Origin of the sequence: Allosphingosinicella sp., from assembly GCF_036403745.1 — a bacterium.
Classification (GTDB): domain Bacteria; phylum Pseudomonadota; class Alphaproteobacteria; order Sphingomonadales; family Sphingomonadaceae; genus Allosphingosinicella.
Window position 1 is genome coordinate 1 of record NZ_DASWQI010000088.1, and the last position, 12,474, is coordinate 12,474.

The following is a 12,474-nucleotide window of genomic DNA, read 5'->3' on the forward strand; positions in this document are numbered from 1 at the left end:
GCAGCAATTCCGGTGACATATGGCAATTCGGGGGACACATGACTCAATTCCGCTCGGTCCGCGTCGTTCAAATCAGCCCCTTCTCGCGCATGCTGTAATGCTTGCCGGCGCCGACGATGACATGGTCGTGCACCTGAATTCCCAGCGGGCGGGCGGCTTCGATGATCTCGCGGGTGAGGCGGATGTCGGCCTGGCTCGGCTGCGGGTCGCCGCTCGGATGGTTGTGGACGAGGATCATCGCCGTGGCACCGTGGTCGAGCGCGCGGCGGATCACCTCGCGGACGTAGACCGCTGCTTCGTCGACCGAGCCTTCCGACAAAGGCTCGTTGCGGATCAGCATGTTGCGGGCATTGAGGTAGAGGACCCGCACCCGCTCCACCGAAAGGTAGGCCATGTCGGCCCGCAGATAATCGATCACAGCCTGCCAGCTGCCGAGCACGGGGTTACCCGTGAACCTCGATTCCAGCAGCCGCAACGCCGAAGCCTGGGCGATCTTGAGGGCGGCCGCGACATTCTCCGTCACGCCGCCGACGCGGACGATGGTCTCGCCGTCGGCCGAGAGCAGCGGTCCGAGCCCACCGAAATCCTGGATGAGCTTGCGCGCGAGCGGCTTGGTGTCCCGCCGCGGAATGGCGAGGGCGAGGAGATATTCGACCAGCTCATGGTCGAGCAAAGCGTCGCCCCCGCCTTCGAACAGGCGCTTGCGAAGCCGGGCGCGGTGGCCGCTAGCGTCGGGGTAGTCGTCCGCCATAAGCTGAGGTTAAGCTGAGGCGCGGCTTCAAAGCAAATTGGACACCGAAGCGGACGGTTGCGCTGGCGGAACGGATTGCCGGAACGGAGGGTTGAGGAGCGTAGTGGACGAGGTGCGGGAAGCGAGAGTGTCGGTATGGCGGCGGCTGCGGTGGCGCCGCATCGCGCTCGCCCTCATCGCCTTGCTGTGCCTCGCGCTGCTCATCCTGTGGCTGATGCGCAAGCAGATCGCCTCCGATTATATCGACCGCGAACTGGAGCGGCGCGGGGTGCACGCCACCTACCGGGTCAAGCATGTCGGCTTCGGCTGGGAACGGATCGACGACCTGGTGCTCGGGGATCCGATGGATCCGGACCTCACCGCCCGAACGGTGGAGATCCAGCTCAGCTGGGGCTTCCGCAAGCCGCGGGTGGTGCTGATCGTCGGGCGCGGCGTCCGGCTGCGGGGGGAGCTGACCGGCGGAGCGCTCCATTTCGGGGAGGTCGACCGGCTGTTCCCCCTCAAGGCCAAGGGCGGCCCGTTCCGCCTGCCCGACCAGCGCGTCGACATCGCCGATGCGGTCCTGCGGCTGCGCACGCCTTATGGCGATGCGGGGATCGCCATCGAGGGGCGCGGCAACCTCGCCAGCGGCTTCGAAGGGCGTGCCAGCATCGCGTCTCGCGCGCTGACCGTCGGCAATTGCCGCGCCGTGCGGCCGGTGGCACATTGGGCGGTGAGCACGGAGGTGCTGCGGCCCCATTTCGCCGGACCGTTGTGGTTCGACAGCCTCGACTGCGGCGCCGCTGGCGCGGTCCGGAACGCACAGCTGGACCTCGACGCAACGCTCACGCCTGCTCTCGACGGCTGGCGCGGGGCGAGCGGGGTGCGCGGCGGCGATGCGCGCATCGGTGCGCGCCGCCTGACGGCGCCCGTCGGCCGCGTCTCCTTCACTGGAGACGTGCGGCACACGCAGGGGCGCGCCAACCTTGCTGTCGCGCGCTATGCCGGTGACGGCGTCGGAGCAGGGCCGGCGCGGGTTGCCGGGAGCTACGATGCCGAGCCGCGCGGGGGCCGCTTCACTTTCGCGGGCGATGCAGACGTGCGGCAGTTTGCGCCGCCGTCCGGGATCGCATCGGGATTCGCCTCCGCGCTCGCCTCGACACGAGAAACGCCCATCGCGCCGATCGGGACGGCATGGGCCGAGGCGCTGACGCGGGCGACGAGGAGCCTCGACGCAAAGGGCGCCGTGCGGTTGGCAATCGACGGCAAACGCGGCGTGTTGCGCGTCTCCGGCCTTCGCGCGACGTCGGCGAGCGGCGCCCGCCTCGCCTTCGATGGCGACGGCTTCTCCTACGGCTGGCCCGGCGCCGCGATGCGCTTCGATGGCCAGGCATCCCTCTCCGGCGGCGGGCTGCCGACGACTCTGGTGACCTTGCGTCAGGCGAGACCCAGCGCTCCCGTCACCGGCCTCGCGCAGATCCAGCCTTATGCCGCCGGCACGGCACGGCTGTCGCTGACCGCCATCCAGTTCTCCGCCGCCGCCGACGGGAGCACCAGTGTCGACACCGTCGCCACCATCGACGGGCCGATCGACAATGGCCGGGTCGCCGGGCTCGTCCTGCCGATCCGTGGGCGCATCCGCCCGGGCGGCGCGCTGTCGTTCGGCGAGCGCTGCACGCCGGTCAGCTTCCGCGCGCTCCAGATCGGGACCCTCCGGTTGGACGCGGCGCGGCTGCCGCTCTGCCCCATTGGGCCTGCCTTGGTTTCAAAGCGGGCTGGGGGACGTGTCGAGGGCGCCGCCTCGATCGCCGCGCCGCGCCTGCATGGAGTGCTGGGGCGCACGCCCGTCTCGATCGCCGCCAGCCGGCTGCGTGTCGGCCTTTCCGGTCCCACCTTCGCCGCCAGCGACGTGGCGATACGGTTCGGCCGGGCGGAGAATCCGAGCGACCTGCGGATCGCTGCCTTTTCGGGCCGCTTCGAGCCGGGAGGGGCGGCCGGGGCTTATGCAGGCCTCGCCGGCAAGCTCGCCAACGTGCCGCTCCTGCTCAGCGGCGGCGAGGGGCCGTGGCGGCTCTCGCACGGCGCACTCGCCATGACGGGCCGTATCACTGTGGCGGACGAAAAGACGCCGTCGCGCTTCTACCCGCTGACGAGCCCGGACTTTCACTTCACCCTGGCGGGCGACGATATCCGGGCGGCGGGGAGGCTCGTCGAGCCCAAGACCCGCACCTTCGTCGCCAATGTCGCCATTGCGCACCAGCTCGGCTCCGGCGCCGGCCACGCGGCGATCGACGTTCCCGGCATCCGCTTCGATCCCAAATTCCAGCCCGAGCAGCTGACACGCCTGACGGTGGGCGTCGTGGCTTTGGTCGACGGCACCCTGACAGGCCGCGGCGAGATCGGCTGGGGCCCCGGCGGCACCACCAGCACCGGCACCTTCTCCACCACCAACACTAACCTCGCCGCCTCGTTCGGGCCGGTCGAGAAGCTCACGACGACGATCCAGTTCACGGACCTGCTCGGCCTCGTCAGTGCGCCGGGGCAGGAAGGGACGGTCGCCGCGGTGCGCACTGGCATCGACGTGTTCGACGGCCGCATCCGCTATCAGATCCTTCCCGGATTGCGGGTAAGGGTCGAAGCGGCGCGGTGGCCGTTCGCGGGCGGCGAACTGAGTCTCGACGACACGATCCTCGATTTTTCCCAGCCTTCCGCGAAGCACCTGACCTTCCGGGTCGCCGGGATGGACGGCGCGCGCTTCATCCAGCAGATGGAATTCTCGAACATCGCCGCGACCGGCACGTTCGACGGCGTCGTGCCGATGATCTTCGACGAGCGCGGCGGCCATATCGTCGGCGGCCACCTCGAGGCGCGCGCGCCGGGCGGCACCCTGTCCTATGTCGGCGAGCTGACCGACAAGCAGCTCGGCGTCTATGGCAAGCTCGCCTTCGATGCGCTGAAGGCGCTGACCTACAGCCGGCTCATCGTCGATCTCGGCGGCTCTCTGGACGGCGAGTTCCTTGCCGGAATCCATCTCGACGGCATCGCGCGGGATCCTTCGGTGGCGACGGTGCCGGGTGGGGGTCTGCGCGGCATGCTGGCCAATCGCGCGCTGGGGCAGCTCGCCAAGATCCCGTTCAAGTTCAACATCACCATCCGCGGGCCCTTCCGGGCGGTGATCGGCACCGCCCGCTCGCTCGAGGACCCGACCAACCTCATCCAGTCGGTGCTGCCGCAGCGCCTTCAGGACCAGCCCACCACTACGAACGTTCAGCCCAAGGAAAGCGAACCTGTGCGATGAGAGAGCGTGTATTGACGGAAGAGCGGCCCGATGCGACGCTCGGCGCGATGAAGTGGGGATGGCTTCTCGCGCCGGTTCTTCTCGGCCCGGCAGCGTGCGTGCAGGTCAGTGCGCCCGACAAGCCGATCGAGATCAACCTCAACATCAATATCCGGCAGGAGGTCGTGGTCCGACTCCAGCAGGACGCGAAGGACTTGCTCAAGAAGGACCCGGGAGTGTTCTGACATGAAGCGCTCGACCAAGCTGATCTTCGCGGCTGGCCTCGGCCTCGCAATTGCGCTGGCGGGCGCCACCGCCGCCTCGGCGATGCTCCAGCCGGGCGAGGCGGCGGAGCTACGCGCCTCGGGAGTCGCCGGCGAGCAGGCGGACGGCTATATGGGTGTGGTCGGCAGCCCCGCGTCGGACACCCGCGCGAAGGTCGAGGCGGTGAACATCCGCCGCCGCGCCCATTACACCGACCTCGCCGCCAAGCGCGGCGTCAAGATCGAGGAGGCGGCCGCGACGGTCGCCTGCGAGATTTTCCGGGACAGGGTGGCGCCAGGGCAGTTCTATCGCCTCACCGACGGCATCTGGCGCAAGCGCGACAGCGCGCCGGTACCGCTGCCGCATTATTGCGGCTGAGCGACGGCTCCAGCGTCGGAGGCGAAGAGCCCCTCCGCGCCGTGTGGCGGGAGGGGCTTTTTCATATCAGCGCCACGTGCAGACGCGGTGGCGCGTGTGGCGGCGGACCGTCACGCGGCAGACCTTGCGGCGCTGATGGTTGCGCATGCCGGCATGATGGCCGCGCTGGACGACGGTGGTGCGCACGACGGTGCGTTCGCGCATCGGCTGGGCGTCCGCGGCTGCGGGCGCGGCGCCGGTGAACAGAATCGCGGCCGCCGCGGCGGCAAGGGTGGTGATCTTCATACGCTTTACTCCAGCTTCTCGATTTCCCCTGTGGCGCTGTGAACGTGGCGGCGGGGAAATGGGTCCGATGAGGGTGGGCGAAAGTCGGTGGAGCGTGCATGCCCCCCCCCCCCCGCAGCGTGACGCCGTGCTGTGCCTCTACCCGGCGGTCCGGGCGGCGGTGAGGCGAGCGAGGTGACGCTCCACCGCCCGTGAAAAGGCGCGCATGTCGAAATGCTGCGGATCATCGTGGCCTTCGAGGAAACGCGCGTCGAGCACGGCGTGAAAGGCCGGGATGAGCCAGCGCCCGCGGCGCACGCTCCCCATCACGTAGAGAAGGGCGAGGCGGTCATATTGGGCGGCCGTGAAACCCGGCCGGGGGGCCAGGAAGTCGTTTCCCGGAGGCCCCTTGGGATCGGGGACGCGCGGCTGCGTGTTCTCGACGGCGAGAAACAGCCCAGCCTTGGCAGGCGTGTCGAGGCAGCTTTCGAACTTGGTGGACCGCAGCGGCTGATCGAACGTCACTTCGGTGATCGAGCCGCCCACGCGGTTGGTCCAGGCATGGGCGAGCCGGTCGGGTGCAGGCTTCGGGTGCCCGAGATAGCCGAGCTCCGCCGCCCAGGCAGCCGTGTCGCGCGCCTTCGGCAGCTTGTCGGGCTCGGGGCAGAGGGTGGCGCTCCAGCGGGCGTGGGAACAATTGGGCTCGCTGGTGTCGTGGATGATGAAATAGTCCGCCGTCACGGGCACGCCCACGTCGCCGCCCAGCTCGCGCGCCGGATCGATGCCGAGCGTCGAGACATAGGCGGCCAGCCGCCCGGGCGGCAGCGTGGCAGGTGTTCCGGCGTGTTGCTGCAGGAAGTGCGTGATCGTCGGCCGGCCGATGACGCCGCCTTTCGCGACCCATCGGGTGAGGCAGGCCGCCTGGTCCGCCGGGGCGCCGCGAAAGACGCGCGCCGCGACGTCGTAGCCGCACAAGCCGGCAGCCGCCGCCTCCGCGGTCACGCCCGGCTTGAGAGCGCAATTCACGGCCCCTGCTTGTGTGGTTGCGGCGAGCGCAATAGCGGCGGTGAGCAGGATGCGGCCCATGGCCGCATCCTAGCCCGGCACCGCCCAAAGAGAAAGGGCCGGAGCGTCGCCGCTCCGGCCCTTCCCGTAACATCGTCGTCGGGCCGCTTAGGCGCCCGCGACTTCCGCCGCGTCGACCTTGAGGCCGGGCCCCATGGTCGAGGAGAGGGCGATCTTCTGGACGTACTTGCCCTTGGCGCCCGCGGGCTTCGCACGGACGATGGCGTCGACGAAGGCGTCGAAATTGCGGCGCAGATCCTCGTTGGAGAAGCTCGCCTTGCCGATGCCGGAATGGATGATGCCCGCCTTTTCGACGCGGAACTCCACCTGGCCGCCCTTGGCCGCCTTGACGGCTTCGGTGACGTTCGGGGTGACGGTGCCGAGCTTCGGGTTCGGCATCAGGCCCTTGGGGCCCAGCACCTTGCCCAGCCGCCCGACGATGCCCATCATGTCGGGCGTCGCGATGACGCGGTCGAAGTCGATCGTGCCGCCCTGGATGGTCTCCATCAGATCCTCGGCCCCGACCACGTCGGCGCCCGCCGCCGTCGCTTCCTCGGCCTTGGCCCCCCGCGCGAACACCGCGACGCGGACGTCTTTGCCGGTGCCGGCTGGGAGGGTCACTACGCCGCGGACCATTTGATCGGCGTGGCGGGGATCGACGCCGAGGTTGAGCGCCACTTCGATCGTCTCGTCGAACTTGGCGGTGGCGTTGGCCTTGAGGGCCTCGATCGCCTCGGCGACGGGATAGAGCTTCTCGCGGTCGATGTTCGCCACAATCGCCTTCTGCTTCTTGCTGAGCTTGGCCATCGGATCAGCCCTCCACCACTTGGAGGCCCATCGCGCGGGCGGAGCCTTCGATGATCTTCGTCGCCGCGTCGAGATCGTTGGCGTTCAGATCCTTCATCTTCGTCTCGGCGATGTCGCGCAGCGCCGAGCGCTTGATGCGGCCCGCCGAAATCTTGCCCGGCTCCTTCGAGCCCGCCTTCAGCCCCGCCGCCTTCTTGATCAGGAACGACGCCGGCGGCGTCTTGGTCTCGAACGAAAAGCTGCGGTCCGCATAGACGGTGATGACGGTGGGGATCGGCATCCCCTTTTCCATCTCCGTCGTCGAGGCGTTGAACGCCTTGCAGAATTCCATGATGTTGACGCCGCGCTGGCCCAGAGCCGGGCCGATCGGCGGCGACGGATTGGCGGCGCCCGCAGGCACCTGGAGCTTGATATAGCCCGTTATCTTCTTCGCCATGTGTCTCACTCTATGTTTCGGCCGAAAGCGGTACTTTCGGCCGAGGGTCAAGTTTAGCGGTCCAAGCGGCCGCCATGCCCCGCAAGGGGCGCAGGAGGCCTCCCGCGCAATTTCCATTGCTGCTGCTTTGGAAGGGCCGCCCCCTAGCGCAAGCGGCGCGCGAGCGCAACTCGCCTGCCCGACACCCGGAGCGGACTTCCGGTCCTTGAAAGTGACCACGAAGAGACATCAACCGACCCGAGCGGCGGCGACATCAAGAGCGGCTCCGCTGGGGTGCGTGTGGCGCAGGGCTTGCAGGCGCGGAGAAGCAGGCGCGGAGAACCAGGCGCGGAGAACGAGGCGCGGATAACCAGGCGGAGGCAAGGCTCTGGGGGGGGGCGGCAGCGGGCAAGCCCGCGGCCGGTTGCAAGTTTAGCGGTCCAGACGGCGGAGCCGAGCCCTGCCTCCCGCACTTTCCATTGCTGTTGCTTTGGATGGGGTGGCCTTTAGCTCAAAGCGTTGTGGGTGCAAACGTCAGCCTGCAGAGCTGCATCAGCTATGGCCCGCAGCTGCCTTAGCTGAAGGCCGTATCTGCGGCGCGGCACCGGAGGGTGTCTGAACTTGGGGGATTAGATCCCCTCGAAAAACCCTTCGTCGATTTGGATCTCTTCGCTGATGACAGGGCGCACGATCACGCCGAGGCCGCGGTCCTTCAGGAGCAGGCAGAGGCCCTCTCCGTCGATCAGGTCTATTGCGGGGGCGCCGTCGCGGGTCGCCTCCTTTCGCGCCTCGGCCGTGAAGGTGCCAGTAGTGATAATTAGCCCCTTGTCTGCGCGTCCCTGCATCGCGCCACGGAAGTCGCGCACTACGCCCGGGCCGCATGACCCTTGGTAGCGCTTACACTGGAACAGCACCTGGAAGGACAGCAGGTTCAGACGGAGCACGCCGGTTCCGTCGATCCCGCCGTCACCCGACTTACCAGTGACCTCCACGCGCACGAAGCCGCTTTCGCGCAAAAGGCGCTGGGCCAAACGTTCGAAAGCCGCCGGCGAAATGGCCTTTAGCTTCTCGAGAAGCTTTTCATTCCAATCCGCTTCGTCCTCAACTGCGTCGCTGGCGTCGTCGCTGTCTCCGGCTGAACGGGCCTGATTGCGTCTCGCAAGAACCTTGGCGTGATGGTCGGCGCTAAGCTTCTTCACTTGCGCCTTGACCTGTGCTGGCGTGAGGTCGGCGGCGTCTCGACCAAGGTCGGTCAGCAGCCAAATGCCCTTGCCCCCGCTCGCGAGGAGGCCGGCGATCTTCAAGTGACTGCGGGCCCACGACATGCGATCCGGCGCGACGAGCGCTCCGCTTTTCGCATAGGCGAGATCAAGCTGCGCCTGGCTGAGCCCCATGGTCTCGGTCAGCTTGTCCTGGATTTCCTCGATGGAAGCTGAGCCTCCGAGGTCCCGAATAGCGCGCAGCGTCGGCTGCATGAAGTCGTCGTACTTGGGGAGGGAGTTGGTCATTCTTCTCGTCCGCCTATTGAGCTGCTCAATTACTTAGGGGTAGCACGTTCGGTGGCAATTCATGCTGAACGTTTTGCTGATCGCCCTGATCGACGGCGAGCCCACTCGCACGCGCATATCCGAAGGCGCGGGGCGCTCGAATGCGCTGCTTCTCTGCCGAAGCTGCCGCTCACGCGAATTCCTCAGGGCACATGATGGCCGGACAGGCATCGCTGCGTGCCCCATACAGCGCCGGACGGGGTAGACAATTGAAGCCGCAGAAGCTCTTGTGCTGGTATGCCCCTTTCAACGGAAACCGAAAACTTGCTTCGCGATCTGGCGAGGCGTCCGGCCAATCACGACAACGTCAAGGCCAGTTTCAAGGAACTGCTTGTCCGCGAATTCGGAATGGAGCGTAGCGCGCTTGATTTTGAGGTGCGGGCACCCGTCATCGCGGGACGGATCGATGCGCTGGTTGGGCGGACCGTCTTCGAAGCGAAGCGCGATGTGGCGGCGGAATGGCCGGACGTCGAGCGGCGGATGCCCGACTATTTGGCGGACCGCGAGCGTGAATATGGCGAGCCATTCGTTGGCATAGCTTCGGACGGGCTGCGCTGGATCGCGCTAGAGCTTCGCGACGGCGCGCTGGTTAAGCTGACGGAGACGACGCTCGATCCTGAGAAGCCCGAGGCGTTCCTCGCGTGGCTCGACGGAGTGATAGCGCTCAAGGGCAGTCTGCCGCCCGACCCTCTGACCATCCGCGCTGAGCTTGGTCAGGAGAGCGTCGCGTTCCAGCGTGTCGACCGCGAGCTGCGCGCGGCTTGGAACAGGCTCAGGGACGATCCGGCGCAGGCACTGAAGCGCGAGCTATGGGCGAATCTGCTGAAGTTGGTGTACGGCCGCGAGGTCCAGGGGGACAGCCTCTGGTTTCAGCACACCTATCTCGTGATCGTCGCCAAGTGCATCGCGCTCGCCGTCATGGACCTCGCAGAGGATGATCCGGCGCGAATGCTTTCTGGCGATGCCTTTACCGCAGCTGGCATCCACGGGGCCGTCGAGAGCGATTTTTTTGATTGGGTCATAGCTGATCCGGACGGCGCGGCGCTGGTCCGCCGGGTCATGGCGCATGTCCGGCGGTTCCGCTTGCGCGAGGTCGAGAGCGATGTTCTCAAGATCCTGTACGAAAGCCTGATCGACCGCGACGAGCGCCACGGCCTGGGCGAATATTATACGCCCGACTGGCTGGCGGTGAAAATCGTTCGAAATGCTGTTGAGCGGCCGCTCGAACAGCGCGTGCTCGATCCTGCCTGCGGATCGGGCACCTTCCTGTTTCACTCGATCCGACGCTTCCTCGGGGAGGCGGAGGAGGCAGGGATGCCGAAGGCAGACCGCGCCGTGGAGGCATGCGCGCAGGTAGTCGGCGTCGACATACACCCGGTTGCGGTGATCATCGCGCGTGTCACATATTTGCTTGGGCTGGCACCGGCGCTATCCGGCCGTTCGGGCGCGTTGTCGGTGCCGGTCTGGCTTGGCGATGCGATGCAATTGTCGATTAGCAAGGACCTCGCGGGACGCGAGCTCGTCATCCAGGTGCCGCCGCCGCCTGCGGGCGGCGGAACGCGGGAGAAATTGAGCTTTCCGGAAACCTTCTGCCGGGATCCGGCTCTATTCGACAAAGCGGTGGAAGCGATGCGGCGCGGCTCGGAAGGTCACCGCAGCCGCGAGCAGGTGGAGGCGGACATCGGACGTCGCACCGAGCAGCACTACAAACGCGACCTGACAGACGAGGAGCGCACTGCGATTGGCGACCTCGGCGTGACCTACAAAACGTTTCATAAGCTCCGTATCGAGGGACGGGACACGATTTGGTCCTATGTCGCACGCAACCTGTCGCGGCCGCTGGCGCTGGCGAGCGGCGGCGGTTGGGCGAACGTCGTCGTCGGCAATCCACCTTGGGTCGCCTACCGCCACATGAGTGCTGACCTTCAGAAGCGCTTCAAGGAGCTGGCGAAGGGCGAAAAGGTCTATGTCGGCGGCAAATTTGCTACTCAAAACGATCTTGCTGCTCTCTTCACGGTGCGGGCATCACACCTTTATTTACGCCCCGCTGGCCGGATTGCCTTTGTGCTTCCGCTCGCAGCGTTAACTCGCGGTCAGTTCGCAAAATTCCGGGCTGGGCAGTTTGGATCGTATAACATCGCTTGGGACGAAGCTTGGACGATGGACGATAAAGTCGTTCCGCTCTTCCCGGTGCCCTCCTGCGTTGTCTTTGGACGAAAGCGCGCCATCGCCCGTTCGATGCCGAGGAAGGTGCGAGCCTTCGCGGGATCATTGCCGATGCGCGATTCGTCGGAAGCAATCGCCGACGCGCGGCTTCAGGTCGACGATCATGCCGAAGCCCCCACCATAGCGGAAGCTGGAGGGGGTTCTCCATACCGGGAGCGCTTCAGAAACGGTGCGACCCTCTACCCACGGCTATTGGTGCTGGTTGAGCGGAAGGAATTGGGCCGACTCGGGCCTGATCCAGCTGCCCCGCTCGTAGTGAGCCGTCGAATCGCGGCTGAGAAAGAGCCTTGGAAGAGCCAGGCCGCCATCGAGCACGCGGTGGAGGCGGACTTCTTGAGGCCCGTGATGCTCGGTGAAAGTATCCTTCCGCACCGCATCTTTCGGGTTTTCGAAGGCGTGATCCCCGTCGAGGGTTCAACCGTCCTCGATTCTGAGGCTGCGGCGAATCCTCAACGCGGGTACGACAATCTAGCCGCGTGGCTACGCTCTGCCGAAGCAACGTGGGAGGAAAACAAGGCAGAGGCAACGAAGCTCAGTTGGAGTGAGCAGCAGGATTACAATGGCAAGCTCACGGCTCAATTTCCTGTTCAGAAGCTGCGCGTGGTCTACTCGAAGGCGGGCAGCCTTCCGGCCTCCTGCATCGTTCGGGAGGAACGTACGGTTATTGATCACAAGCTCTACTGGACGGTTCCAGCTGGCGAAGAAGAGGCAGGGTTCCTGACCTCGATCCTGAACAGCGAATGTGCGAGGTCTCGTGCGGAGCGCTATCAGTCCAGAGGCCAATGGGGCGCTCGAGACTTCGACAAAGTCATGTTCAACCTGCCGATCCCACTGTTCGACGCTGACGACCCGCTCCACCGGGAACTCGCCGAGGCTGGCGCCCATGCCGAAGCGGTCGCGGGTTTGGTCGAGCTCGTCGAGGGCGAGAGGTTCCAGCGGGCTCGCAAGCGGGTGCGCGACGCGCTCGCCGAGGAGGGGGTTGGGGATGAAATTGAGAAACTTGTGGAGAAGCTTCTGGATGGTTGAAGGCTGCGGTTGATTGGCTGGCGCGCCTGTGATTCAAGGCTGTATGGATGATCTGTTCGGCCACGTCCCGCAGAGCGGGGACCTGTTCCGCGAGCCGATGCGGCTCACCGCTCCGGTGCAGCATACGCCGGAGACGATCCGCGCCCGCATGCTCGAAATCATAGGCGAGGCGCGCGCGGCTGAGACGATGCCGTGGACGCCGCGGGTGATCCGTTCGCACACCGCAATGTTTCCCTACATGGCCGAATGGCTGGAAGAGCGGGAGGGCAAGCAGCTCCTGCTAGACTTCAAGGCGGAGCTGGACCGGCTACAGGCGCCGGTGGAGCAAGTTGCGGCCAACTGGCGTGACATGTGGGGACTCGCTGCCTAGCTGCAGTGTGCGCCGCCGCCCTCATCGATCGGAATAGAGCGTTATCGAAAGCAAGAAGGTCGGTGGCGAGGCATCACGAAAGCGGGTCGCACGGATCCCGCCACC

General features: G+C 66.4%; 11 protein-coding genes. 5 read left to right on the forward strand and 6 right to left on the reverse strand.

Annotated elements, in window-relative coordinates; genetic code table 11:
• Positions 1-67: 67 nt before the first annotated feature.
• Positions 68-751, reverse strand: coding sequence for a RadC family protein (gene radC, locus VGC56_RS16895; RefSeq protein ID WP_464126756.1), 684 nt, complete (start codon positions 749-751; stop codon positions 68-70).
• A gap of 103 nt (positions 752-854) precedes the next feature.
• On the opposite strand from radC, the gene VGC56_RS16900 reads away from it, so the two are divergent.
• The 3 genes from VGC56_RS16900 to VGC56_RS16910 are packed head-to-tail and all read left to right on the forward strand — an operon-like array spanning position 855 to position 4,649.
• Positions 855-4,028 carry an intermembrane phospholipid transport protein YdbH family protein gene (locus tag VGC56_RS16900; RefSeq protein ID WP_464126758.1) on the forward strand — a complete coding sequence of 1,058 codons (3,174 nt, stop codon included), beginning with the start codon at positions 855-857 and terminating at the stop codon, positions 4,026-4,028.
• A 47-nt stretch (positions 4,029-4,075) separates the two neighbouring features.
• On the forward strand, positions 4,076-4,252 hold the full coding sequence (locus VGC56_RS16905; protein WP_464126851.1) for a YnbE family lipoprotein: 177 nt from the start codon (positions 4,076-4,078) through the stop codon (positions 4,250-4,252).
• A 1-nt stretch (position 4,253) separates the two neighbouring features.
• Positions 4,254-4,649 (forward strand): YdbL family probable chaperone protein, encoded by a 396-nt coding sequence (locus tag VGC56_RS16910; RefSeq protein ID WP_464126759.1) that lies wholly within the window; start codon positions 4,254-4,256, stop codon positions 4,647-4,649.
• A gap of 66 nt (positions 4,650-4,715) precedes the next feature.
• On the opposite strand, the gene VGC56_RS16915 is transcribed toward VGC56_RS16910, so the two are convergent.
• The 5 genes from VGC56_RS16915 to VGC56_RS16935 all read right to left on the reverse strand — a co-directional run bounded on the left by VGC56_RS16915 (position 4,716) and on the right by VGC56_RS16935 (position 8,708).
• A complete protein-coding gene (locus tag VGC56_RS16915; RefSeq protein ID WP_464126761.1) occupies positions 4,716-4,934 on the reverse strand; it encodes a hypothetical protein in 219 nt (72 codons plus the stop codon).
• A gap of 138 nt (positions 4,935-5,072) precedes the next feature.
• Positions 5,073-5,999 (reverse strand): hypothetical protein, encoded by a 927-nt coding sequence (locus VGC56_RS16920; protein WP_464126763.1) that lies wholly within the window; start codon positions 5,997-5,999, stop codon positions 5,073-5,075.
• Positions 6,000-6,086: 87 nt separating this feature from the next.
• Positions 6,087-6,785: a 50S ribosomal protein L1 gene (rplA, locus tag VGC56_RS16925; RefSeq protein WP_464126765.1), complete on the reverse strand. Its 699-nt coding sequence runs from the start codon at positions 6,783-6,785 to the stop codon at positions 6,087-6,089.
• A gap of 4 nt (positions 6,786-6,789) precedes the next feature.
• The gene (gene rplK, locus VGC56_RS16930) at positions 6,790-7,221 is read right to left on the reverse strand and encodes a 50S ribosomal protein L11 (RefSeq protein ID WP_464126767.1); all 432 of its coding nucleotides are present in this window, start codon (positions 7,219-7,221) and stop codon (positions 6,790-6,792) included.
• Positions 7,222-7,829: 608 nt separating this feature from the next.
• Positions 7,830-8,708 carry a restriction endonuclease gene (locus VGC56_RS16935; protein ID WP_464126769.1) on the reverse strand — a complete coding sequence of 293 codons (879 nt, stop codon included), beginning with the start codon at positions 8,706-8,708 and terminating at the stop codon, positions 7,830-7,832.
• A 303-nt stretch (positions 8,709-9,011) separates the two neighbouring features.
• Here VGC56_RS16935 and VGC56_RS16940 point away from each other — a divergent pair, with 303 nt between their 5' ends.
• Together VGC56_RS16940 and VGC56_RS16945 are read left to right on the forward strand one after the other, a co-directional pair.
• Positions 9,012-11,999 carry an N-6 DNA methylase gene (locus VGC56_RS16940; RefSeq protein ID WP_464126771.1) on the forward strand — a complete coding sequence of 996 codons (2,988 nt, stop codon included), beginning with the start codon at positions 9,012-9,014 and terminating at the stop codon, positions 11,997-11,999.
• Between the two features lie 43 nt (positions 12,000-12,042).
• A complete protein-coding gene (locus VGC56_RS16945; protein WP_464126773.1) occupies positions 12,043-12,369 on the forward strand; it encodes a hypothetical protein in 327 nt (108 codons plus the stop codon).
• The last annotated feature ends 105 nt before the right edge of the window (positions 12,370-12,474 follow it).

Bases quoted from the DNA above. Each gene is read 5' to 3' on its own strand.
- VGC56_RS16935 (WP_464126769.1), bottom strand. From the start codon at position 8,708: ATGACCAACTCCCTCCCCAAGTACGACGACTTCATGCAGCCGACGCTG.
- VGC56_RS16945 (WP_464126773.1), top strand. From the start codon at position 12,043: ATGGATGATCTGTTCGGCCACGTCCCGCAGAGCGGGGACCTGTTCCGC.
- rplA (WP_464126765.1), bottom strand. From the start codon at position 6,785: ATGGCCAAGCTCAGCAAGAAGCAGAAGGCGATTGTGGCGAACATCGAC.
- VGC56_RS16905 (WP_464126851.1), top strand. From the start codon at position 4,076: ATGAAGTGGGGATGGCTTCTCGCGCCGGTTCTTCTCGGCCCGGCAGCG.
- VGC56_RS16915 (WP_464126761.1), bottom strand. From the start codon at position 4,934: ATGAAGATCACCACCCTTGCCGCCGCGGCGGCCGCGATTCTGTTCACC.
- VGC56_RS16920 (WP_464126763.1), bottom strand. From the start codon at position 5,999: ATGGGCCGCATCCTGCTCACCGCCGCTATTGCGCTCGCCGCAACCACA.
- radC (WP_464126756.1), bottom strand. From the start codon at position 751: ATGGCGGACGACTACCCCGACGCTAGCGGCCACCGCGCCCGGCTTCGC.
- rplK (WP_464126767.1), bottom strand. From the start codon at position 7,221: ATGGCGAAGAAGATAACGGGCTATATCAAGCTCCAGGTGCCTGCGGGC.
- VGC56_RS16910 (WP_464126759.1), top strand. From the start codon at position 4,254: ATGAAGCGCTCGACCAAGCTGATCTTCGCGGCTGGCCTCGGCCTCGCA.